Source organism: Desulfosporosinus youngiae DSM 17734 (genome assembly GCF_000244895.1).
Lineage (GTDB): Bacteria > Bacillota > Desulfitobacteriia > Desulfitobacteriales > Desulfitobacteriaceae > Desulfosporosinus > Desulfosporosinus youngiae.
On record NZ_CM001441.1, the window covers coordinates 5,324,642 to 5,348,683 of the forward strand.

General features: G+C 44.4%; 21 protein-coding genes. 5 read left to right on the forward strand and 16 right to left on the reverse strand.

The features are described 5' to 3' along the window. Positions 1 to 29: 29 nt before the first annotated feature. From DESYODRAFT_RS24675 to DESYODRAFT_RS24695, 5 genes are all read right to left on the reverse strand, one after another. On the reverse strand, positions 30 to 1,259 hold the full coding sequence (locus tag DESYODRAFT_RS24675) for an ammonium transporter (RefSeq protein ID WP_007787233.1): 1,230 nt from the start codon (positions 1,257 to 1,259) through the stop codon (positions 30 to 32). A 200-nt stretch (positions 1,260 to 1,459) separates the two neighbouring features. Further along, entirely contained in the window at positions 1,460 to 2,767 is a 1,308-nt protein-coding gene (locus DESYODRAFT_RS24680) for a DUF445 domain-containing protein (RefSeq protein ID WP_007787235.1), read from the reverse strand. Next, positions 2,767 to 3,984 carry a DUF445 domain-containing protein gene (locus DESYODRAFT_RS24685; RefSeq protein WP_007787236.1) on the reverse strand — a complete coding sequence of 406 codons (1,218 nt, stop codon included), beginning with the start codon at positions 3,982 to 3,984 and terminating at the stop codon, positions 2,767 to 2,769. Before DESYODRAFT_RS24685 ends, DESYODRAFT_RS24680 begins: the two co-directional genes overlap by 1 nt. Positions 3,985 to 4,172: 188 nt before the next feature. Next, entirely contained in the window at positions 4,173 to 5,411 is a 1,239-nt protein-coding gene (locus DESYODRAFT_RS24690) for an acyl-CoA dehydrogenase family protein (protein ID WP_007787238.1), read from the reverse strand. A gap of 2 nt (positions 5,412 to 5,413) precedes the next feature. After that, positions 5,414 to 5,818 (reverse strand): MerR family transcriptional regulator, encoded by a 405-nt coding sequence (locus DESYODRAFT_RS24695; RefSeq protein ID WP_157137244.1) that lies wholly within the window; start codon positions 5,816 to 5,818, stop codon positions 5,414 to 5,416. A 207-nt stretch (positions 5,819 to 6,025) separates the two neighbouring features. Between DESYODRAFT_RS24695 and DESYODRAFT_RS24700 the strand changes: the two genes are divergently transcribed. Further along, positions 6,026 to 6,784, forward strand: coding sequence for a tRNA threonylcarbamoyladenosine dehydratase (locus DESYODRAFT_RS24700; RefSeq protein WP_007787242.1), 759 nt, complete (start codon positions 6,026 to 6,028; stop codon positions 6,782 to 6,784). Between the two features lie 89 nt (positions 6,785 to 6,873). Here the strand turns inward: DESYODRAFT_RS24700 and hcp are convergent, their stop codons facing one another. Further along, positions 6,874 to 8,517, reverse strand: a complete 1,644-nt coding sequence (hcp, locus tag DESYODRAFT_RS24705) for a hydroxylamine reductase (protein ID WP_007787243.1) — start codon at positions 8,515 to 8,517, stop codon at positions 6,874 to 6,876. 241 nt (positions 8,518 to 8,758) lie between these two features. On the opposite strand from hcp, the gene DESYODRAFT_RS24710 reads away from it, so the two are divergent. Beyond that, entirely contained in the window at positions 8,759 to 9,265 is a 507-nt protein-coding gene (locus DESYODRAFT_RS24710; RefSeq protein ID WP_007787244.1) for a gamma carbonic anhydrase family protein, read from the forward strand. A gap of 56 nt (positions 9,266 to 9,321) precedes the next feature. Here DESYODRAFT_RS24710 and DESYODRAFT_RS24715 read toward each other — a convergent pair whose 3' ends face one another. The 10 genes from DESYODRAFT_RS24715 to DESYODRAFT_RS24755 form a co-directional block, all read right to left on the reverse strand. Then, entirely contained in the window at positions 9,322 to 10,935 is a 1,614-nt protein-coding gene (locus DESYODRAFT_RS24715; protein ID WP_007787245.1) for a bifunctional diguanylate cyclase/phosphohydrolase, read from the reverse strand. 51 nt (positions 10,936 to 10,986) lie between these two features. Beyond that, positions 10,987 to 12,807: a SpoIIE family protein phosphatase gene (locus DESYODRAFT_RS24720; RefSeq protein WP_042339123.1), complete on the reverse strand. Its 1,821-nt coding sequence runs from the start codon at positions 12,805 to 12,807 to the stop codon at positions 10,987 to 10,989. Between the two features lie 68 nt (positions 12,808 to 12,875). Continuing rightward, positions 12,876 to 13,262 (reverse strand): DUF1987 domain-containing protein, encoded by a 387-nt coding sequence (locus DESYODRAFT_RS24725; protein ID WP_007787247.1) that lies wholly within the window; start codon positions 13,260 to 13,262, stop codon positions 12,876 to 12,878. Positions 13,263 to 13,277: 15 nt separating this feature from the next. Further along, the gene (locus tag DESYODRAFT_RS24730) at positions 13,278 to 13,826 is read right to left on the reverse strand and encodes a SiaB family protein kinase (RefSeq protein WP_007787248.1); all 549 of its coding nucleotides are present in this window, start codon (positions 13,824 to 13,826) and stop codon (positions 13,278 to 13,280) included. Between the two features lie 375 nt (positions 13,827 to 14,201). After that, positions 14,202 to 14,939: an MgtC/SapB family protein gene (locus DESYODRAFT_RS24735; protein ID WP_007787249.1), complete on the reverse strand. Its 738-nt coding sequence runs from the start codon at positions 14,937 to 14,939 to the stop codon at positions 14,202 to 14,204. Positions 14,940 to 15,128: 189 nt separating this feature from the next. Next, positions 15,129 to 17,039 carry a methyl-accepting chemotaxis protein gene (locus tag DESYODRAFT_RS24740; RefSeq protein ID WP_083842270.1) on the reverse strand — a complete coding sequence of 637 codons (1,911 nt, stop codon included), beginning with the start codon at positions 17,037 to 17,039 and terminating at the stop codon, positions 15,129 to 15,131. A 306-nt stretch (positions 17,040 to 17,345) separates the two neighbouring features. Then, on the reverse strand, positions 17,346 to 17,519 hold the full coding sequence (locus DESYODRAFT_RS28505) for a hypothetical protein (protein ID WP_157137245.1): 174 nt from the start codon (positions 17,517 to 17,519) through the stop codon (positions 17,346 to 17,348). 350 nt (positions 17,520 to 17,869) lie between these two features. After that, positions 17,870 to 18,658 (reverse strand): exodeoxyribonuclease III, encoded by a 789-nt coding sequence (locus DESYODRAFT_RS24745; protein ID WP_007787251.1) that lies wholly within the window; start codon positions 18,656 to 18,658, stop codon positions 17,870 to 17,872. Positions 18,659 to 18,847: 189 nt separating this feature from the next. Then, positions 18,848 to 20,116, reverse strand: a complete 1,269-nt coding sequence (locus DESYODRAFT_RS24750; RefSeq protein ID WP_007787252.1) for an ammonia-forming cytochrome c nitrite reductase subunit c552 — start codon at positions 20,114 to 20,116, stop codon at positions 18,848 to 18,850. A gap of 17 nt (positions 20,117 to 20,133) precedes the next feature. Continuing rightward, on the reverse strand, positions 20,134 to 20,568 hold the full coding sequence (locus DESYODRAFT_RS24755) for a NapC/NirT family cytochrome c (RefSeq protein WP_007787254.1): 435 nt from the start codon (positions 20,566 to 20,568) through the stop codon (positions 20,134 to 20,136). A 234-nt stretch (positions 20,569 to 20,802) separates the two neighbouring features. Between DESYODRAFT_RS24755 and DESYODRAFT_RS24760 the strand changes: the two genes are divergently transcribed. From DESYODRAFT_RS24760 to DESYODRAFT_RS24770, 3 genes are read left to right on the forward strand one after another with little or no spacing between them, the layout of a single operon-like run. Then, the gene (locus DESYODRAFT_RS24760) at positions 20,803 to 21,198 is read left to right on the forward strand and encodes a c-type cytochrome (protein WP_007787256.1); all 396 of its coding nucleotides are present in this window, start codon (positions 20,803 to 20,805) and stop codon (positions 21,196 to 21,198) included. Then, positions 21,195 to 22,583 (forward strand): cbb3-type cytochrome c oxidase subunit I, encoded by a 1,389-nt coding sequence (locus DESYODRAFT_RS24765; RefSeq protein WP_007787257.1) that lies wholly within the window; start codon positions 21,195 to 21,197, stop codon positions 22,581 to 22,583. The genes DESYODRAFT_RS24760 and DESYODRAFT_RS24765 overlap by 4 nt, the downstream gene beginning before the upstream one ends. Before the next feature lie 33 nt (positions 22,584 to 22,616). Next, positions 22,617 to 24,020: an FMN-binding glutamate synthase family protein gene (locus DESYODRAFT_RS24770; RefSeq protein ID WP_007787258.1), complete on the forward strand. Its 1,404-nt coding sequence runs from the start codon at positions 22,617 to 22,619 to the stop codon at positions 24,018 to 24,020. Positions 24,021 to 24,042: the final 22 nt, after the last annotated feature.

Below are 24,042 nucleotides of genomic sequence, written 5' to 3' on the forward strand. Positions count from 1 at the left end.
ATCCTCCGCTTGATTAATTTTTTGCTCAATTAAACAAATTCAGTATAGGCGGTTTCCCCATGTAAGGATAAGTCCAGACCACTCGATTCTTGCTCTTCACTAACACGTAGTTTGGTTACCAGGCTAATAGCTTTCAATATGATAAAGGTTGCCAGCATGGTAAACACTATTGTAATTAAAACACTCATGGCTTGAATCCCTAAGAGTGAAGCATTCCCGTAAAATAATCCATCCGCACCGGCTGAATTGATGCTCGTAGTGGCAAAAACCCCAGTAGCTAATGCCCCCCAGGTCCCGCCAATTCCATGGCAACCAAAAGCGTCCAAGGCATCATCATATCCAAATTTGGCTTTCATTACGCTGATCGCCAGATAACAAATTGCTCCGCCAACTAAGCCGATAACTATGGAAGAAAGCGGTGTCACAAATCCGGCCCCTGGAGTTATGGCTACCAATCCTGCGATAGCACCGCTCGCGGTCCCCAGAATTGTGGATTTGCCTCTATGGATGCGCTCCGCAACTGCCCAGGCAACTGCCCCTGCAGCAGCAGCAGTATTGGTATTCACTAAGGCGATACCGGCTAAACCATTTGCGCCCAGAGCACTCCCTGCATTAAAACCAAACCAGCCAAACCAAAGGAGCCCTGCGCCTAAAACTGTCATGGGAACATGATGGGGCGCCATAGATTCTTTGCCCAGCCCCTTGCGCTTTCCGAGCACTATAGCCGCTATTAATGCGGAGTAGCCTGAGCTAATATGCACTACATTTCCTCCGGCAAAGTCTAAGGCTCCAAGATTTCTTAAGAAACCGCCGACTCCCCAAACCCAATGGGCTAGAGGATCATAAACAAATGTAGCCCATAGAAGCATAAAGGCCACGAATGCCGGAAAACGCATCCGTTCTGCGATCGAGCCGCTTATTAGGGCGGGAGTAAGGATTGCGAACATCATTTGAAAACCCATAAAGACAATGGCCGGAATCGTGGCTGAGTAATCCGGATTAGGTTCCATTCCAACTCCATTTAAGCCCAGCCAGTCTAAGCCGCCGATCAAACCATAATGATCTGTTCCGAACGCTAAACTGAATCCCACTAAAATCCATTGCAAAGACATAATACCGATCATAATCCAACTATGCATGAAGGTACTAAGCACATTCTTTTTACGGACCATACCACCATAAAAAAGCGCTAAACCAGGGGTCATCAGAAAAACCATCGCCGCCGCAATCAATACAAAGGATGTATCTCCCGTATCCATAATTATTCCTCCTCAAAAAGTAAAAACAAACGACGCTTTGAGCTACTCCTGCGAGTATTCTCAAAGCGTCGTTGCTTTGTCGTTATAGTTGCTTACCCATGGGCTTTCGGTTGTGCACACCTTATGTTTGGTATTCTAGCACAGGGACTAACCCGATTACAATACCTTCTCTTTATGAATCTTGTATACCTGCCGGAACTTCATTGAATTAAGTTCATTAACGCCGGCATGATGAAAGGGTTGTAGATAAACTCCAAGAATAAGAATAAGATGAGCCCTACGACTCCGCCAATCATGGATCCGTTGATCCGAATCCATTGTAAGTCGTTACCCGCTTTATCCTGAACAAACTGATTGAGATCCTGGTCCGTGTATGAGTCAAGGGTTTCCTTGACCATGTTTCCAATGACATCATGTTCATTTTTGATCACCCGGCATAAGATATCTGCAATAAATGAATTGATTCTCTCCCGAAGTTCCCTGTTCTCCTGAATGCTGTCCCAGTATGTTTCAATATAAGGATATAGCATCTTAGACAAGACATTGGATTCCATGCTTGATGGTGACGTCGCGGAGTTAATGGCCGCCCCTATGACAGTCTCTAAAAGCCTCTCGAACAAAGGCTCTGACAGAACCTCTTCCGTCCACTGCCGTACCTGTCTTTCGAAGTTTGGATCCTCTGCTAATTCGGCGATTTGAGCTAAAAGGCTGTCCTTGAGAAGGGCCCGCAAGGGATCGCTGGGATCTTTGAATTTACGCAAGGTTAATAGTAACTCAACTTGCAAGGCATCCGCTGCTTCATCAAGATTAAGCCCATCTGACAATTCAACAAAACCCATCAGGGTACGGAATAATGAACCGCCATTGCTGACCTTTTCCTGTTTGATTTCTTCAAAATATCGGACAAAGATTTGCCGTGTTTCTCCTTCCGCTGCTTTATCCCATAATCCGTCTGCTAACCGGTCCAGCCCTTGATCGAGATATCCTTGGGCTGAAGCCCAACCGCTCAAAGCCTGAATCTTAGGACTTAAGTTCCCGGACTGCGCATCCTGGCGGAGATACCCGGCAAGCTTCCTGGCGAGCAGGTCCGGCTGTTGTCTTTCTAAATAACGCTGAAGATAGGAAACCAGCTTATTCGTTAAGAACAGTGACCCGCCTTGCTTTGCGATATAATTAAAGAGTGACTCGCTAAAGGGAACTCCTTCAATTTTCTTGCGGATCAAATCCATGCGCAAGAGCTCTGATTGCACCATGGATGCTACTGCCTTGATGACCTTCTCCCGATTCCTGGGGATCAGGGCAGTATGAAAACCCCAGCCCAACGGTTTTCTGAAAATCGCGGTTACTGCAAACCAATCGGCGATTCCGCCTACTAAGGCGGCCTCTAAGACGAAATACATCAGCCTGATTCCCAAGTTCTGGGGATAATAGTATTCTAAGACCGCTGCGCCCAGGAAAAAAATAAAAACAATGCTTAAGATCAGGTTCGCCTTTTTATGATAATTCATTACTTAAACACCATCCCAAGCAAGTAAATCGTCATTCCAGCCAAAGCACCCACAACAGAACCGTTAATCCGGATCATTTGCAGATCATTGCCCGCTTTATCCTCAATCAGCGCAACCAGCTTGTCATCCGTCAAAGGGTCTAAGCCTTCGCGTACTATGCGGCCGATGGCATTATGGTGAGATCTTATCTGCTTTTCCAGCATACCTTTAATTCCTTCATTTATCTGAGATCTTAAGGGACTATTTTGAGCGATTTTTTCCAGGGCCTCCTGCCAATGATTCGGAACTTTATCCATGCTTGTCCCCGTTAATGTCCTAATTGCCTGCTTTACTTCAGTAGTTTCCAGAGCTTTATCCATGCCCTCCAATATGATGAGATTGAATCGTTCCTGCAGCGAAGTGTTTGTCTTGAGTTCGAGCACTAACCTGAGCAGTGCGTCCTTAATCCACTGGGCTGCCGTTCCATCCTGCAACACTGTTTTGGCCTTTTCCTGAAGACCCTGAGCAAGTACGGAAGGTGAGGGAAGGAACATCCCCACCATTTTGCGCGTGGTATTGTTTTCTTCATACCTTGTCAAAGCCGCTTCAATCATATCCTCCAGAGCTGCACTGACTTCAGGCTGTTCTACAAATTCAGTGATAACCTGGCAGATTACTGCCAAGGCTTTATCGACATCCCCGCGTTCCACCGACAATTCAACGACTTCCGCAAGAGTTTGGGGGAGATTCAAACCTCCGATGTTTTCTCGAAGTAAACCTTTAATCTGCCGCCTAATCTCTTCCGGTTCTTGATGGTCCAGAATATCCTCTGCAAAATTCACAAGCATCAGGCTGACAGTTTCCTGGACCTCACGCTCTTGAAAAACCCGAATCAGCAGCCCGGAAAAATCCCATCCCGACAGTTTGCGTTTAAGCAGGTCTTGAGAAAGTAATTCATTCTGTACCATATCTGCTAAGGCAGAAAAAATCCGTTCTCGATTCTGGGGAATAATCTCGGTCCGCACCACTTTACTTGGCCGGATACCCAGCGGACGCCGAAAAAGAGCTGTTACCGCAAACCAATCCGCAAGCCCCCCGATCATTCCTGCACTGCATCCACTAGAGATCAGTCCCCCGATAAAACTTCCCTGCAAATAAAACGGATAGCTCACCAAAAAACCCAAGGTTATACCTCCCAGGGTTAGATTCGCACTCTGAGTATTATTTCTTTTCATCATATTCTTTCACCTGCATTAAAACTTCTTCTCTATTCTAGCCTATTTTTTATTTTTCTGCCAGCAGGCTTTGTATTTATGCCTGCCGATCCTTGTTTCTGTTGATTATATGCAAATTGAAAAGAAGACTCAAGCTCCTTCGTCATGAGCCCGGGTCTTCTTTGCAAGGAATTCTTTACGTTTCATTGAGATCATTCATAAACTTTCTCTTCAGTTAAATGGGCGTTGAGAGCATCTTCTTCAATCGCCCGGCGGTTAGCCATGTGAGTTTTTAATTCTTTGTAATATTCGTGCTGAATAATGAGATTCATGACTTCATTGGTACCCGTCCAAATCATAATTAAACGCGTATCCCGCAAAAGCCGTTCCACCGGATATACATTGGTATAGCCGATTCCCCCCATGATTTGCATGGCATCATTAACAACTTCCCAGGCTGTATTGGTGGCAAATTTTTTAGCCTCGGAAACCAGGCGTCTTCCCTGAGCCGCCGGCACTCCTGAGTCAATAGCCCGTGCAGCCGCATAGACCAGGGCGCGGGCAGCGTCCAAACGGGTGATAGAATCTGCGACCTTGAAGCTTACTGCCTGGAAATCCTTGATCGTGCGGTTAAAAGCTTTGCGCTTAGTACTGTATGCTGTTGCTACCTCCAGGGCAGCTCTGGCCATGCCTAAGGCTCCGGCTGCACTCGTCATTCTCTCCGGAATCATCATCTGATAGAAGATCTCAGCGGCTCCGTTTTCTTTGCCCAACAGGTTTTTGCCGGGAATCCGCACATCCTTAAAGACGACCCGCCCTGCTCCGCCGCCTCTGGTTCCCATCAGTCCGTACACATGCCCCACTTCAACGCCCGGGCCCCTGTCAACGATGAAAGCACTCATGCTTTCATGAGATTTGCCTTCGGGGTTGGTCTTAGCATAGACCATGAAGTAATCTGCTCCTTCAGCACCCACCACAAACCGCTTTTGACCGTTAAGGATAAAATCCTCTCCATCCCGCACAGCGACTGTGGTGGCACCGAAAAAGTCCGATCCGCCCCGGGGTTCGGTCAGCGCCTCGGCTGTATAGATTTTTCCCTCCAGCGTGGGTTTTAAGTAGCGCTGTTTTAAGTCTTCCGAACCAAAACGAGCGAGCGCTTCCCCAACGATGGAGGGCAGGGAGTAAAGGCAGGCCAGACTGGTCCCTAAAATCCCGATTTCTTCCAAAACTCCGACTTCATCAACCCAGCTTAGCCCTCGGCCGCCATACTCCGGAGCAAAACGCAAACCTAACAGATTTGCTTCTCCAAGGTCTTTAATATAATCCACAGGATAAACCACGTTCTCGGCATCCATATCCAGGATTAATTGCTTAGGAACCTTTTCTTTGACGAAGGAACCCGCCTCGTTCTGCAATTCTTTTTGGGCTTCTGTTAAAAGGAAATCGAACATTTTTATCCTCCTCTTTTTTCTGTATTGCGTTCCCTCAGCAGCTCTGTAAACTGCTGGTGATAGTCCAGTAATTCCCCTTTCAGAAGGGTGAGCTCCCTGATCTTCTCATCAAGCTCCTGCAAACGTTTTTCACCGTAGGCCACAGCTCGTTCCAATTGGAGACCCTCTGTACGATCAATATCATACAGATCGATCATTTCTTTGATTTCAGCCAGAGAAAACCCTAACCTTTTCCCGCGCAGGATTAAGGTTAAGCGGGCTCTCTCGCGCGGCCCGTATAATCTCTGACTCATTTTCTCGTGATGCACTGGGGTTAACAAGCCCATTTCCTCATAGTAACGAATAGTCCTTGGTGTGATCAGCAATTCTTGAGCCAGTTTTGAAATGCTCACGAGTGACTGTTCCACAGCTGCAATTACACTCCCTTTCCTAATTATCTTGGTACTTTTGTAAATATTCTGACACCAGTTTACGTAAACGTCAAGGAACTTATTGTCGAATAATAGTTTTCTATGTAAGACTATTTCTTTCGGCATTGTCATTGCTCTTAGCTCTTTGATTTTTCTTGGCACGGGGTATAATAAACTAAGGAAGAAAATTTAACGGAGGAAACTATGCAACATAAATTCTCCAGGACAGAGCTTTTGATTGGTAATACAGGTCTGGAAAAACTTAGCCATAGTACAGTCATGATTTTCGGAATTGGAGGGGTTGGCTCTTTCACTGTGGAAGCTTTGGCCCGTGCGGGTATTGGTCATTTAATCCTTGTTGACTTTGACGATATTTGTCTTACAAATATTAATCGCCAATTGCACGCCCTTCACTCCACCGTGGGAATGGCGAAAGTTGAGGTTATGAAACGCAGAATTTTGGAAATCAATCCAAAAGCCAATGTCGAAACGATTAAGAAGTTCTATACAGGGGATGAAGCAGACTACTTTCTGCATAGGAACCTGGATTATGTTATTGATGCCATTGATACTGTTTCGAGTAAAGTGAATTTAGCGAAAGAATGTTTAGACCGTAAAATTCCCTTTATCTCCAGTATGGGGGCAGGCAATCGACTGACCGCGGAAAACTACAAGGTCACAGATATCTCTAAAACCAGCGGGGATCCGCTGGCTAAAGCCATGCGCAAACTATTGCGCAAGGAGGGAATTACCAAAGGGATAAAGGTTGTGTTTAGCCCGGACCTGCCTCTTACTCCATTCTCCTCTGGTGCGGATTGCCGGACTAACTGCATCTGTCCCAGCGGGGATGCCCACTGTGCGGAAAAACGCCAAATTCCGGGGAGCATTTCCTTTGTTCCCTCAGTGGTTGGGCTGCTGATCGCAGGTGAAGTTATCCGGGATTTGATCAAAGAGAGCAACTGATCCTATGGTTCCTGACAGCAACCCATAAAGGCCCTCGTTACTGCAGATGCAGTAACGAGGGCCTAAGGGTTTCAGGATCTTCCGTGTTTTTACGCCATGAATAGTTTGAGATCATCTTCAACATTGGAGATGCCTGCAATGCCGAAGTTTTCAACTAAGACTTTGGCCACATTCGGGGATAAGAAGCCTGGAAGGGTTGGTCCTAAATGAATGTTCTTTACTCCTAGGTAAAGCAAGGCCAGCAGCACGATAACCGCTTTTTGCTCATACCAGGCAATGTTATAGGAAATCGGAAGTTTATTCACATCATCAAGTCCGAAGACTTCCTTGAGTTTCAAGGCGATTACCGCTAAGGAGTAGGAGTCGTTGCATTGTCCTGCGTCAAGCACTCTGGGGATGCCGCCGATGTCGCCCAGGTTTAGTTTATTGTATTTGTATTTGGCACATCCGGCTGTCAGGATCACAGTGTCTTGAGGTAGGGCTTTGGCAAAATCCGTGTAATAGTCTCTGCTCTTCATGCGGCCGTCACACCCTGCCATAACGAAGAAACGCTTAATGGCTCCGGATTTTACGGCATCCACCACTTTATCGGCAAGGGCCAGGACTTGATTGTGAGCAAATCCGCCGATGATTTCGCCGGTTTCAATTTCCGTTGGGGCCGAGCAGCTCTTGGCATGGGCAATCAGGGCAGAGAAGTCTTTGGCCTTGCCGTCTGCACGGTCCGGGATGTGTTTTACTCCTTCAAATCCCACTACTCCAGTGGTGTAGACACGGTCTTTATAGGAATCTTTAGGAGGAACGAGGCAGTTAGTGGTTAAGAAAATGGGTCCGTTAAAGGAGTCGAATTCTTTGTCTTGTTTATACCAGGCATTTCCGTAGTTGCCGACAAAATGATCGTACTTCTTAAAGGCTGGGTAGTAATGGGCCGGGAGCATTTCGCCGTGGGTATAAACATCCACACCGGTTCCTGCGGTTTGAATAAGCAATTCTTCGAGATCTTTCAGGTCGTGACCGCTAATCAAGATGGCCGGATTATTTCTGACCCCGATGTTAACCTTAGTGAGTTCCGGGTTTCCGTAAGTTGTGGTGTTGGCCTTATCCAGAAGGGCCATGACATCCACACCGTGTTTCCCGGCTTCTAAGACAAGGGCTACCAGGTCACCGGCTTCAAGGGTATCATTCAGGGTCGCAGCCAAAGCCTTTTCGATAAAGGCGAAGATACCGCTTTCTTGATACTCAAGATTATAGGCGTGTTCCGCATAGGCAGCCATTCCTTTTAATCCATAGGTGAGCAACTCCCGCAGGGAACGGACATCTTCATTTTCCGTAGCCAAAACGCCAACAGAAGCGGCTTTTGCGTCAAACTGATCTACAGGCACGTTCCAGGTAGCCGCATCGTGTAAGTCTGCCGGAATTGTGCCGCCGGCTTTAATGATTTCTTGTTTGAGTCCTTCACGTAAGCTGAGGCCTTCTTGGATGCGCTCTACAAAACGATTTTTATCAAAGTTGGCGTTGGTAATCGTGCAAAAGAGACTTTCCATAATGAATTTATCAATATCCGGCCGGACAATACTAAGTTCACGGGCTTGAACCGCATAAACGGCGATTCCTTTAAGTGTGTAGATTAGAAGGTCTTGCAAATTAGCGACATTTTCGGTTTTTCCACAGACTCCTTTGATTGTGCAACCAGTTCCTTTAGCCGTTTCCTGACATTGAAAGCAAAACATACTCATTTTTTGTTTCCCCCTAATTTTTTTATTTAAATGTTTGTATAAGCAAGTTGACTAAGGTTAGTTTATAGTAATTTCGGGAAATGCACTGTGATTGTGGCTTATGTTTAGGTGTGAGAAAAGTCACACTAAGTTGCTCGAAACTAGCATTTAACTTTATGCTACCTTATAATTAATTAGACAAAACAAAGCCTGTTAAACAAATCCCCCAGAGCTTTGAATTATTTTACAGAGGAAGAATTATATGATTGATACTCACAAAGAACCCCGGATAGCGGGCACAGTCTATCTGGCTGAAGGCTGTATTGTAAAGGGGGATGTCCATATTGATGAGCAATCCAGTGTGTGGTTTAACTCGGTCATCCGGGGAGACCTGGCTAAAATCAGGATTGGTAAGTGTTCCAACATTCAGGACTTGGTTGTTATTCACGTAGCCCAAAATCAGCCCGTAATCATCGAAGACTATGTTACCGTTGGTCATTCTGCTATCCTTCACGGGTGCAAGATTGGCAAAGGCTCTCTTGTCGGAATGGGAGCAATTATTCTTAATAATGCCATTATCGGTGAGGGAACATCCATCGCTGCCGGAACCATCGTTCCGGGCAATAAAACTTATCCCCCCCGGGTTATGCTGATGGGAGTACCGGCCCGGGTGGTCAGAGAGCTTAGTGATGCGGAAGTAGAAGCTATGCTTAAAACTGCCGAACGATATGCAGGTAAAGCTCAGGAAGCTAAGAATTCCTCTGTGTAAACGACGGGATAAATAACGGGCCCTTACTTCATAAACCTTGGAGTAAGGGCTTTATCCTAGCTAAGAAGCTTTGTGATCAATAGCTTGGTAAGGTGCGGATCAAACTGTTTTCCGCTTCCTTTTTCTAATTCTCGAATCCCATCTTCTTGAGACCGGGCTAAACGATAAGGCCGGTCATGGGTTATGACGTCAAAAGCATCGACTAGTCCGACCAACCGGGAAAGCAGAGGTATTTGATCTCCTTTCAATCCTCTTGGATAACCTGTTCCATCCCAATGTTCACGAAGAGCCAGAATCCCTTCCGCAACCACTGATTCATCGATTGATTGTGCCATACGAAAGCCGATTTCACTATGTCTTTGCATGACTTCCCATTCACAACTCGTTAACCCGCAGTCTTTTCCCAGGATTTCTTTAGGAATACCCACTTTACCGATATCATGCAGCCTCACCATCAATCTCAAATTATCCAATTCAGGTGATCCTTCATTTATACCTATGACCTGAGCGAGCTGAGCTGCGAGACTTTCAACTCTCTTAACGTGCCCTTGATTTTCGAAAAATCTCGTATGAAGCTCCTTCTCAACACTTAGTATAAGTCTGCGCCGCACTTCTTTTCTCTTATGCAATTTATCGCTGTACATTCTATTTTCGGCGATACCTAAGAAATTAAAAATAGTTTTATCCGGGGTTTTTTGAGTTGCCATTCCTAATGAGACGCTGAGTTCTGTGGGCAGGCCTTCCTGGAGTTTGCAGTTTTCTGTGATCCGTTCAGCAACCTTTTGACAGGCGGCCCTATCAGAACCAGGCAATAGAATCAGGAACTCATCCCCTCCCCAACGCGCTATAATATCTGATTTGCGAGTACTTTGGAGCAGGACCTTTCCCAGGCTTATCAGCAGCTTATCTCCCTGAAAATGGCCAAAAACATCGTTGGCCAACTTTAGACCGTTTAAATCGGCCATAATTACACTAAGGGGATAATCCCCTTCCGACAAAACCTCTTCTAGCCATTTATCGACATAAGCCCGATTATATAAACTTGTAAGTTTGTCATGATAGCTTAAAAAAGCTATTTGCTCCTGGGCCTTATGCCTTTCCGTGACATCTGTAAGGATTAACATGCATAGAAGATCATCATCCGCATAGTTTGGAGGAATTGGTCTAACCTCAATAGAGATGTAGCAGCCTTCCCGTTCTATCACTTTAGGTAATTTATTAATTAAATGTTGATGTACCTCTCTATCTGTGGTTTCGAAAATACTCCTGAAAACCTCTGAAAAGAGGGCATTCAGTTTTCCGTCGTCACTCTTAAGCAAGTCAAGAATGTTCATGCGGCTAATCTTGAATCCGAAGAGTTTTTCACACTCTGCACTATATTCTCTGTCAACCATTAAATCCTGTCCAAAGGTTAGAAATCCTTGACCCACATTATCGAGAATATTTTTAAGTTCATTTTCTCTCCGCATTAGATTGCCTGCCTGAATATCGCTGATTTTAAAAATTCGCCGGGTAAATGTTAACAGCCTTTCATAACTTTTTACGATCAGCTTATAATCCGCAAGAAATTCATTTCCTTCGTACTTTCCCCCGGCAATGTCTACCAGTGCTTGTTCCAGGACTTGCAGTTCCAGATTAAATAATTGTCGCTGAAAGTCTCTTTCGATCATACAGAAAGTCCTTTCTCGTTTTAACTCATTATGACACCCTTACATTTTAAGCTATCTAACCCTAAAGCCGATAACCGTAATATCATCCCGCTGAGGCTCTTCCTGCCGGTACTGAATTAAAGCCTGATTAAAAAAGCTGCTTTGTTCTTGACAGTTAAGGTTACTGCTTTCCTCTATCAGGGAAATAAAACGCCCGCGGCCCAGGGAATGATTCTTAGGTCCTCCGTTCTGATCGAGAAATCCATCAGTCGTTATATAGAAGAAATCATCCTTACCCAGCTCAATCGTTGTATCCTGAAATCGTTTATCATCTGATGTCAGGTAGCCAACACTCTGGCGCTCTCCCTTAATCCTAAGAATCCTTTCCTGGTTTTTATGATAAAGATCAATTTTAGCTCCGGCAAACACTAAGCGATTTTGTTCAATCACGCATATCCCTATATCTAATCCATCGTCCGTAATTCGGGACGCTTGCTTATTCATGGCCGACTTCATTCTAAGATTCAGTTCTTTGATAATCTCTCCGGGGCTGGTATTAAATCCTTCCTGAACAATATGGTTAAGTATAGGAGCCGCAGCCATGGTCATTAAAGCGCCCGGCACCCCATGTCCGGTGCAGTCCGCCACTGCCAGAATAACTTTATGATTGATGGTTCTCAGCCAATAAAAGTCTCCGCCCACAATATCTCTTGGCTGCCACAGAACGAAGCAATCCTTAAACGCTTCACGCATCTCTTGGTCTGAGGCAATGATCGTTTCTTGAACTTTCTTAGCGTAGTCTATACTGTCTATTATCTTGATGTTTTGTTCCTTAAGCTCTTGAGTACGTTCATTGACCTTTCGTTCCAGTTCATCGCTTAACTGAATGGCCCGTTTTAAAGGATTGGCGATTCGGGTCGAGATCAGATAAAAAACAAGGGTGACTAAAACAAGGGCCAATAAAGCGGATAAAATAGTATTCGTCATAATCGACGTCAAAAACCCGATGGTTTCTTTTCTCGGAACTTGTATGACTAACTCCCAGTCCGTAGACTGCAGGCTCTGATGAACTAAGTCAATAAGTTCACCGTCAACGTTCTTATACTCTAAAACCTTTGGTCCGTCTATACCTTGGCTTTGGCTGTCTCTGCTTAAAACCATTTTACAAATGTCTGAAGGCAATAAGTCGCCCAGCAGCTTACCACGGTCCTCTAAATCTGCCGCCAGGTGAATTTTACCTGACTGATCTACCAGCCAGATAGTTCCGATCTGCCCAGATTTATACGATGAGAACTCGTCGGAAATATCCTTGAGATCCAAGCCAACCCCTGTTACCCCCAGTGGTTTTTCAGGATCACCCATTAAGGCATCGACAAAAACAAAGGTATTCTTCCGTTCTTTATTGTACTCAATAACCACTGCGATTGGAGTTTTCGATTGAATCGTATGAAAAAACCACCCATCCTGCGGGTTCGCTTCGGAAAGCTTACCTACCACTTCACTTTCCGTCCAATAATTATACGTGCTGGTACTGGCCAAAAAGGTGTTGCTGTAGTCGTATTCAGTGGCAATCTTATTCAATTTTTCCACCGCTAATTTTTGAGCATGAAGATCACGTTCTCCTCCGGAAACCCATTCCATTAAGAAAGGATCCCGGGCCATGATCAAAGAGGTTTCTTTGGCCCTTGCTATCCTTCCGTCAATTTTGCTGGCCGCAGATTGAACGATAAAAAATAAATCCTTAGTTTTAAGCTTTTCAATAACCGCCTTCTTAGTGATGTTATAGCTTAAAGAGCCTGTCAAAAGCATTGCAATCGCAATACTAAGGCAGGCCAGCAAAATTACCCATATAGTCCTCTTGTCATACAGGTCAGTTTTCTTGATATTATCCATTGACTCCTGCCCCATCCCCCGTTCCTAACCAGGCAATTATCCTCAGCGCTTGTTAAATAGCCTCTAAATTAGTCCCTGACTATTTCCGGGATAATCTCAAATGGAAAGGATATGTCCTCCTTAAATTCCTCGGCACATTCCACTTCACTTTCATTTTCCATATCACAGTACCAGCTAAGTTGAATACTAACACCCCGTTTGAAGGCTTCCTCAAGATTTTCCAGAAGCATCATCATACATTTGGAACTGCTTGTATTCACATAGCTGAGCCTTACCTCAAACCGTATTTCACTGGGACCTGTCGCTAAATAGCCTTCCATCCAATTAAGAACCGGATCATAAAACTTAAAGGCATTCTCAGGGTAAGATTGCCCTTTTAAGATAAGGAATCTTTTATCCGCATCAAAATCGATTAAAGGGGTGGCTTTTGTCGATTCAAAAAATAACTTTTCCATTTCATTCACCTCGTTTTATACCGTCACCGTTAGGGTAAAGAAGGATAAATCCTGTATGCTTCGCATGGAATAACTCATAGGTTTGCTGCACTTTCTGGCTATATCAATAAGACCAAGTCCTGCCCCCTTACTGTCGGGAGGGAGCGCTTTCTTCATTTGTTCTTTATACCGCTTCTTTAGTTGATCCTTATCTAAGTGGATCAAGGAGTCCAGCTGAGCCGCCAACCTGTCAGCATCTGCTTTCTCGATTAAGTTTCCTGCGCAAATATAATAGCCTTCGTTATTTCTGCCAATCGTTACAATTCCAGAATTGTAGATAGGATCGTAAAATTTGCTCCCTTCCTTGGATAGGGCATATTTTTTAATATTATGTGTCGTTTCAACAAAAATTGCAAAAACATTATATATATCATTACGAGGTCGGTCTTCTGCTTCCATGTGCTTCATGATAGCCTCTCCAAGCTCCTCAATAATCCCTTGAGAAAAACGGCCGGAAAAGCTGATGAGGATTCCACTGGAACTTAATGTACTTTGTAAATTCATGAGCATCTTATCGTCAAACATGTTTGTCCTCCTTTGTTCAAACCCTTTAGTTCGACCCAGCCGCCATACTAGCTTGACATATTTCGACGTGGGCAATTAGTATTCCTGCATTTTTCGAAGCAGATCTTTAAGTTAATCCGGAGTTCAATCAACATTTATTTCCAGACCAAAAAGTCTTGCTCCAAGCGGGTTTAAACTCACGGAAAGTCTCGACTACATTTAGGTTCTATTAAGGAAATCAAGCAATAGCAAGGGGTTCGGGAATTTTATGGTTGAACGCCAGACTAATAAGATTTCACATTGATTATAGGGCTTACTCCATAAAAAATATCGTCCCTACGTAAAACGCAGAACGATACTTCTTAGGCGATAGAAACGACGGCGGAAATCTTAGAATTACATTGAAGGCTTATTTGGACCTTTAAAACGCCCGGAAAAACGGGTGAAGAAGGAAAAAAACGGCTTATCAGTGTTACCAGCTTGTTCTGCTGAGTATATTCCATCAATTTCATTAATATCATCAATAATCTGTTCCATATTTATCTTGCGAAATGGAGTTCTTAATCTAAACTCAATGGTAGTTCGATTGTCTTCCTCTTTTAACAATTTCACGGAAATGTTCTGGGGAACTATATTATGCGCATCCAGAAGCCGATTGATTTCTTTAACTCTGCAGGTTCCATTAATAGCGATAACTATCAATGTCTGAGTATTTCTAAAAAAATAAGTTTCCACCGAACGCTCCAAGGTTAAAAAAACCAACAGAGTAACAAACGATGACGAAAAATAAAATCCTGCCCCCACTGCTAAACCAATCGCTGCCACTACCCATAACGAAGCGGCCGTTGTTAATCCCTTAACGGATGTTTTATCTCTTAAGATAGTCCCTGCTCCTAAAAAACCAATGCCGGAAACCACTTGAGCCGCCAAACGGGCAGGGTCTTTGGTAAGTGTGGTAAATTCATTAAATCCATACATGGATAAAATCATGATCAATGCAGAACCTAACGAGACTAAGATGTGAGTCCTAAATCCGGCCGGACTGTCATTCCGTTCTCTTTCAAAACCTACAACCCCGCCGAAAACACAAGCTAAAAACAGTCTCAAAGCAATCTCATAGTCAGTGATAAACATTCTATCTCCACCTCATTCTGAAAGACACTGTTTTTAATCTATTATTCGCTAAAACAAACTATAATTCCTTTTATTCTCAATAGCTCATAATACTATTTCTTAATAAAGCCTTAACAAAAGCAGCCAGAGGAGATAACAAACAGGCGGAGGACTTTAATCATCCTTCGCCTGTTTGTCTAAGTTATCCCTTTAAATTTTGAATTTAGATACTATCTCAATAAGATGATCAGAACTTTCTTTTGATACATTTGCCTGCCTCATAACCTCATCGGTTTTCTCAACGACCATGGTTGCTTTTTGAGCAATATTTGTTGTACTTTCAGCACCTTCATTAGCGGCTACAGCAATCCCTTCTATGACCTTCGTCATCTCTTGTATGGAAGCAGTGAGTTCCTCAGAAGTGGCACTGAAGTCTGTCACAAGGTTGTCAACAAACTCCGCATCGCTATTGTATTGTTCTCCAATACTGACCATAGCTTCGTAGTCTTTAAGCACCTGCTTGTCTATGAATTCCAAAATACTTGCTGAGCTTTCTGACAGGTTTCCGACGGATGCAACAACAATTTTAGTGATCTCCTGTATCTGATTAACGGCATCCTTTGAGTTTTCGGCCAATTTTCTTATCTCTTCAGCAACAACAGCAAAACCTTTTCCCGCTTCCCCAGCTCTTGCCGCCTCTATAGCAGCGTTCAAGGCAAGAAGATTGGTTTGAGACGTGATTTGCAATATGGCATCTGAGAGTACATTGATCTGATCCACTGATTTAGAGTCTTCTATTGCTTTGATCAGCTTATCCTGGGTAGTTACATAGACATTCCGGGCACTCTTTTGGGAATAGACAGTGTTTTGCTTTAGTTCGTTAGCTCTTCTGCTGATTTCACCGGCTGCTTCTGCACCTTGCTGCGCCTTTAGCGCAATGGACTCAATCGCACGTTCGATTTCAGTGGCTGTTGCACTCATCTCTTCACTGGATGCAGCCGTTTCTTCCATACCTGCGGACAGTTCTTCTGTGGTTGCAGACACTTCCCCAATCTGGTAGGTTAAATCGTTGATGTTTTGCGCAGTCGTCTTCACCGCCTCAGTAACGTTATATGATTCCGCTATAACTCCTTTTACTACTTCTTTGACGGATTGCTGCATGATATCAATTGATTTTGTCAGAACCCCTATCTCATCCTTCGTTTCCATATACTTTTTGGAAACTTCGTTCGTGAAATCCCCTGTTGCAACCATCTTTAGGTGTTCTGAGGCCAGCACGATAGGCGTTGAAATAAATTTCGCGATTACGTACCCAACTCCTAAACTAAGCACTAAACATAGTATGGAAGCAATCAGTATTAACATTTTCATATGCTGCAGTTCGGCAAAAACCTCAACTTTGGGCGCTGCCACCGCCAAGGACCAGTCAGTCCCTTCTACCGGTGCATAGCCCAGAAATTTTGCCTCTCCATTATACTTATATTCCCCCGCTCCGGTTTTTCTCTCGGTCATTTGCCTTTCCAATTCAGCTAAGGATACAAGTTCCGGGTTTTGCTTAACATTTTCTAAATCATTGTCCATTTCCATCACTAGATCTGCATTATAGTGGGCAACCTTTGTACCCATTCCATTGATCATGAATGCTTTTCCGGATTCTCCAAACCTTATGCTGTTGGTTATCTGGCTTAAATTATTACCATCCCTCACAGCGGCCAGCACACCAACTATGGCACCATTTTGTTTAATCGGGACCGCATAAACAATGATCATTGAACCATCATCCCGGCTTATTATTGGTTCAGATATCGCTCGTTCACCGGCGATAGCCTTCTGAAAATAATCCCTATCCTTAATATTAAGCTCCGTTCCTGTTGTTATCTTTGCCGATCCATCCGGGAGAGCAATAAGCATCGAAGTATGTCCGCTTCTTGTTGTCTCATCTTGAAGAATTGCGTTCTTATCCTCCCAAGGGTTATTAAGGTCTTTTATGCGATCCCTGTTCGCTACCACTTCTAAAGCCCCTAACAGGACATTCATTCTTTCTGTTACAACCTTTGCTCCTTGGCCTGCCAACTGCGGGAGTGCCTGTTCAACCTGTGCGGTTATCGCTTTGGCTGCCATTATATATGAAATTACACCTAAGCCTCCACAAACAAATAGCAAAAGCACCCCAATATACAATACAATTTTTCCTCTTATGCTGCTAATATAAACTCCCCTCCCTAGATAAATTACTTTTTTAGAATAACTACTATAAGTATAACGTGGATTATATATTCGCTAAGTGTTATCTAGTTCCTGCTAGGAAAACCAAGTTTTTTAAAATTATTTTAAGATAGCTTCATGCTTAGTTTTAGCGTGTTAAGACTATTGCTTAAGAAATTGAAAAGCTTTTGTTATTACCTGTCAATCGATTGCAAATCTGCCTTAGAAGACCTTGGCTGACGCCAAGGTTTCTGTACCAAATTCCCAAACGTTTGGGAATTTGGTACAAGCATCACCGCTATATGGATTAGCAAGTAAAAGAATGCCCTGCTCCAAAAAGACCCTAAAGACATACAGAAGAATTCCCAGACCCTCAAGCAGGGCAGCTTCGTCCACAGAAGCGAACCCATCGCATGGAGAGGCGGTAAAAGCCCACAAAACGGTGCGGGGAGACAGAGCCACGGGTTCACATCAGGTATTACCCGGAGGTTTGGCACGAAAGTGTCCGGTGGACAGTTTCGCCGAAGCGGCTATCTCCAAAGAATACTTATCCGCTGAAGGTAGTCCCGCACCGGCGGGTGGGCGAGCCTCGGAGTGCTGCGGTACGAAGACACTGTCTTCGCACGAATTAACTAATCTTGCACGGATGTGGACGAAGCTGCCCGACCCGGGACACTCGCATTTTCATCCTCTGCTGGTGCCGCAGCAGCTGCATGGAAGTCTGATATACCTAAAAGAAAACAGCCCTATTCAGACTGTTCAGGCGACATCCCCTCTTGATTCCAGTCTATCTCCAACCCGACCGGGCAATGATCCGACCCCAAAACATCCTGATATATTACCGCATTTCTGAGCTGACTTTTCAATTCTGCAGAAACACAAAAGTAGTCGATTCGCCACCCAGCATTATTGGCTCTGGCATTGAACATATAGGACCACCAGGTATAGGCTTGTGTTTTATCCGGATAAAAGAACCTAAATGTATCAACAAAGCCCTTGTTAATTACTTCATCAAATTTGCTTCTTTCTTCCGGAGTAAAGCCTGCGTTCTTTTTATTGGTACTTGGATTTTTAAGATCCATTTCTTTATGGGCCACATTTAAATCTCCACAAACTATTACAGGTTTGCATTTTTCTAATCCTATAATATAGTTCAGAAAATCGTCCTCCCACTTCATCCTGTAGTCTAATCTAGCCAGACCTCTTTGAGAATTTGGGGCATATACTGTAACTACATAGAATTTCTCAAATTCTAAGGTTATTAATCTTCCTTCCTTATCATGCTCTTCTTTACCCATTCCATAGACAATATTAAGTGGTTCAATCTTAGAGAAAATGGCTGTCCCGGAGTAGCCCTTTTTCTGAGCGAAATTCCAGTACTGATAATAGCCGTCAAGAGTAAAGGGAATCTGTTCTTTTTGAATTTTTGTTTCCTGGAGACAAAAGATATCCGCATCTTCCTTCAGAAAGAAATCCATAAAGCCATTTTTTACACAAGCTCTAATTCCATTAACGTTCCATGATATTAACTTCATCTAGTAAAATCTCTCCTCTTGAGTTTGCTTATTGAGAAAACTCTCACTCCTGCTCCGATTATAATCGTTCTGCGACTATAATACCAGAGGTGACAGGTCCCATAACCTTCCATAAATAGTGATAAAGAAATCCTTTTAAAAAGGCGTAACGAAAGTAAAGTTTCGTTACGCCCTTGATTATCTTATGACTTATTCACTTGTTTTTACTCTGGCGTCCTTAGCCAGTTGTCTCGCTTGATGTGCATAGTCTATGGCTTTTCCTAAATTGTTCAATGATTCTGCCGGGTTATGAAAACCATAACCATTGGTTACCATGACATAGTCCAAATACCACTGCCCTTTGCGATGCATCTCTTGGGCCTGGGCAAGGAGCTCTGCATTAACTCCTGGAGTTTCACCTGCCGTTTTCAGCTCATTAATTGCCTGTACCACTGCCTCACCAGCGAGATCCTGAACCTCTTTGGTTTTTTCCTGGGTATCTTTAACTCTCGCCGTGAGCCATTCACTGCCTTCTCTGTGACAAACCGCACAACTTTGATCAATCGTCTTCAAGGGACTTGTCCAGTTATGGGAGCTTACTTTGGTATTGCCGATTTTTACATAGGGCATATGACAATCGGCACAAGCCAGGCCGGCAGTCTGATGCGTGCTGCCCATAAAAGTTTCATACTCTGCATGTCTGACCTTGACCAACCCTGTACCGGCATCAGGATGCTTCCATTCGGAAAAATTATCCTCATCAAAATAGGCTAGAATCTCATCAGCCTTAATTCCATTATCCCAAGGAAATGTTAGGATTTTAGATTCAGGTTTAAAATAATAGGTCACATGGCATTGGGCACAAACCAGGGACCGCATTTCCTGCCTTGTCGCCTTAGTAATATCTTTTCCCTGCCGTTCAAAGGCTTGGATTAAGGCCGGTTGAGTAATTTTCAGCTCCATGGTTTTGGGATCGTGACAATTTAAACAGGCAATTGGATCTTTCAACTGAGAGTTGATCTCTTCAAAGGACATCGTATAATACTTATCACCATACTTCTCGATCAGTCCCGGAATCTGGGATGATTTACAGGTATTGCAGGCGGCACCCGTCTTATATCTCGAAGGATCAATCTCTCGAATATCCTCCAGCGTATAGACATGTCCCCTAGGCTCATTGAATTCATTCGCAAAACCTAGTCCGGCATAAAGCGGTTTCATATAGGGCTTCGTCTCAAAGTGGGATGGCTTTTCCGTGTTGTTAAAATTCTCTTGATAGGTCTGATAATGCAGCGGGTAATAGTTCCCCCATACAGCCGGGTCGGTTTCATTGGCAGCGATTTCCCCCAATTGTTCTCTCCGTGGTTCCTGGTTATGAGTTACAAAGAAAAACGCTCCGGCAAACATAACCGCGGCCAAAATTGTCGTTGTAACTACAGCAATCCCCAAATGCTTTCTGGAATAGGTTTTGTTATCCAAGATTTATCCCTCCTTGCTTATTTCTGATGAGGAGTACTGCGATGACAATCAAAGCAATACCTGCCTCCATCCTCACTTGTATCCCCAACAGTCTGAAGGAGGTCCCCATGGCAGCGCAAACAATTATCCTGAACAATGTTCCTGCCGATAGGGCTGATCCGGATTTCGTAGGGGTCTTTGTCAGCGAGTACGGAAATGACGTCTTTGGTTCCCGTATAGGCCTTGTACATCGCACCGGAAACTAAACTATGAGGAATATGACAATCTCCGCAATTTGCTCCTAAGCTATGAGCAGAATGCAGAAAGGTCCCGACCTGTTCATCCATGACATGGCATTGGCCGCAAAACTCAGGACGATCCAGACCAAGTGCCGGCAGCTTGGTCAATAAGATCAGGCAAAAACTAAGCAATAGAGCACCGCTTAAAATCACCAGTTTCTTCTTTCTCGACAATTCTGAGATCTCCCCCCTCCTCTTCGATGCTTTTCTCTATAATCTATTACGGCCTATTCATCCGCCAACCCGTCACTTTGATTTACAATATCCTAAACTATTCTATATCTTTCAATTTAATCCTGCCTGCTTCCTCAATAAAAACTAAAAAGTTCTTTTTGCCAAACAACGTATAGTTTAATTGATTTGGTAAACACTACCATAATAATTCTGATAGAATTGGAAGGAATCCTCTTGAAGCTGCGAACTTTTTTGTTGTTAGGAACTCTATCTTTTGTGTTATTTGTAGCGATTACACTGGTATCCTCAAGACTTCCATCCCCCATGCCTGAATCAGCTGTGGCCGGCAAGCTCGTCTGGCAAAGAAACAATTGTGTAAGCTGCCACACTCTATTTGGACATGGCGGGTATGAAGGAGATGATTTAACGCATATTACTGCTAAGGTTAAGTCGTCATACCTTATCAACTATCTTGTTCAGCCGCCACTAATGCGGCCTAACAAACACACTCATCACCCGTCCCTCAATGAAGAAGATGCCCATAACTTAGTAAACTATCTGGAGTTTGTGCACACCATTCCGACTTTAGGTTGGCCTCCCCAGCCGAAAAATGTGGAGGAGGACTCATGAAGCTATTCAAGCGCTTTTCCTTTACAGGTAAAGTTGATAAATCCCTAGGCCGAAAACAGCAATTTATGGCTCAAAAGATCAGCCGAAGATATTGTTTGACGGCAGCCAGCTTATTTGCCTTGCAAAGTATCGTTGCTTTGCTAGGAGCATCGGATTTGCTGATACCGGATTTTCCTTCTCCAATTCCCTTTGAGTATGGCAGAGCAATTCACCTTTCTTTAGCTGTGCTTTGGCCTCTCATCGGTACCTTGGGCATGGTTTACTTTTTCATCACTGCCGAACTTAACAGAGAAATCTATTCTCCCCGTTTGGTCCGCTGGCAGTTTGGGCTGGTTATGTTTTTCAGCCTGTCTATCTTTGGAACCTTGGCCCTGGGGATTGGCAACGGCCGGGAATATCTTGAAGGACTGCCCGTTTTTTATGTCGGTATCTCTTCGGCTCTGGCCCTGGTCTCCTACAACCTTATCCGAACATTGCTGATGGATAAAAAAAATATAACCCCTGCTGCCGCGATAATGACAGTGGGAGTTATCTTTCTCCTTCTGCTTTTGCTGCCAAACGCCATAACCTTCAGCAACCCGATCGCCGATGAGGCCACCAAGTTTTGGGTTGTCCACTTATGGGAAGAAATGGCCTTCGAGCTTACCACCGCTGGTTTCATTGCCGCCTATTATAGTGTTTCGGGGCTGGCCTCCCGGAAACAAATTGAAAAGTGGCTTTATTTAGAAGCGGCTTTGGCGGTCGTTGGAGGCTTGTATAGTACCGGACATCATTATTATTGGATTGGTTTCCCTGCTTTTTGGCTGGTCCTTGGTTCATTGGTCAGCCTGGTCGAGATCATTCCCGTAGGTATGCTGGCCCATATGACCTATAAAGGTCTTAAGTCGGTCAAAATTAGAAGCAACCGGCAAAAGCTCACCCTATGGCTGATACTCAGCGGTGTCTTTCATCATATAACCGGCGCCTCTCTTTTAGGCCTGTTTATGACCTTGCCCTGGGTCAATCTTTATGCACATGGAACGTATTTTACCTCCGGTCACGCACATTTGGCTTTATTCGGCAGTTTAGGCTTCACGGTTTTAGCCGGGTGTTATTACATTCTAAGCCAAGGCAGTGAACCCACACTCAAGGGGTACCGGGGCGGAGTTATCGGAGTACTTTTGCTCAATGGCGGACTGATCACCATGGGCGTTGCCCTGCTGATTGCCGGTTCCATACAGACTTATCTCTGGAGAATCCTGGGTGTTGACTTTATGGAAGTGCATTCCCTTCTTAAACCGTATTTGATCATTCGATTGCTGGGCGGGGTGATGTTTGGGCTTGGCGACCTGCTGTTTTCCTGGCGTATTTATAAAGCCTGGCAGGAAACCCGGTCCTATAGGTAACCTGAACTGAAACTTTAACTATGAGGACAAACAATGCAGATTACAATAACGAGTTCGTTCTGGATGTTTCTTTTGATAGTGATGCTTGCACTTCAATTGCTCTTAATACTTATACTTGTCATTAAACCAATTCTGCGTTATCTTGTTGGACTACAGATTAAAGATTTTCTGGGAAAATTGCTTTCGGATAAGTACACCCAAAACCTTATGGAAATTTGGCCGGCGGGAAAACGTATATCTGTGTTAAACATCCTGGAAATTGGTTTGCGTTCGCAGAATGGAAAAATTGTCACACGGCCTATCGGTTCTCCTAAGAAGTTTCCCGGTTTTGACAACCTCATGTTTTCTCCCCGCTTAATGACAAGACTTTCTTTACCCGAAAACGCTCAGATAAACATGCAGGTAACAATCGGTCCGAGAGCCAAAAAGCCGATGACCCTCAACATTCCCATTATGATCGGCGCTATGGCTTATGGTATAGCTCTGAGCGAAGAAGCAAAAAAAGCTTTGGCTAGAGCAGCCAAAACCCTGCAAACTTCCACTTGTTCCGGAGAGGGTCCTTTTTTGCCGGAAGAACGCATGGAAGCGGGCAACTATGTCTTGCAAATATCACGCTGGGCATGGGGGGCAAGAACTCAGGAGCAAATTGACTCTGCCAACATGTTGGAAGTCCAGATGGGGCAAGGGTCGGATATGGGGGCTGTCAGTATAGAGGCCGCCGAATTTGAAGGCCGGGCCCAAGAACTTTCAGGCTTGGCCCCGGATGAAATGGCTATTGCCTTTCCGGCACCGCCCGGTATTCAAAAGCAAAGCGATTGGCCTGGTTTCATGAAGAGTCTGCGTAAACGATCAAACGGTGTCCCCATCGCCTTAAAACTTATGGCTACCGGACATCTGGAGGAAGACTTAGACGCCGCCATTCGTTTAGGTTTTGACGCTGTCATTATTGATGGCGCACAAGGCGGCTCTCATGCGACGACTCCCGTTAAACAAGATGATTTTGGCATTCCCACTCTCTTTGCCTTAATCAGAGCCGTGCGCTTTTTAAAGAAACACGGGGTCCGTGAGCAGATGAGTTTAATCATAGCCGGTGGGTTCTATACTCCCGGGGAGTGTCTTAAAGCCCTTGCTTTAGGGGCGGATGCTATCTATATGGCAACTGTTCCCCTCTTTTCGCTGACCCATAATCAAGTTAGTAAAGTAATACCCTGGGAACCTCCAACAACTTTGGTATTTTATGATTCTCCATCTAAGAGCAAACTCGATATCGATCAAGCGGCCACAAGTGTTGTAAACACCATAACCTCCATGGTTTTAGAAATGGAAGAAGGCATGCGCGCTCTTGGCAAAGCATCCTTGAAAGAGCTTAACGCTGACGACCTTGTGGCCTTGGACGCTTTGAGCGCAGAGGTTACCGGAGTAAAGCGGATGTACTAGTTCCGGATTTAAGACAAAGACA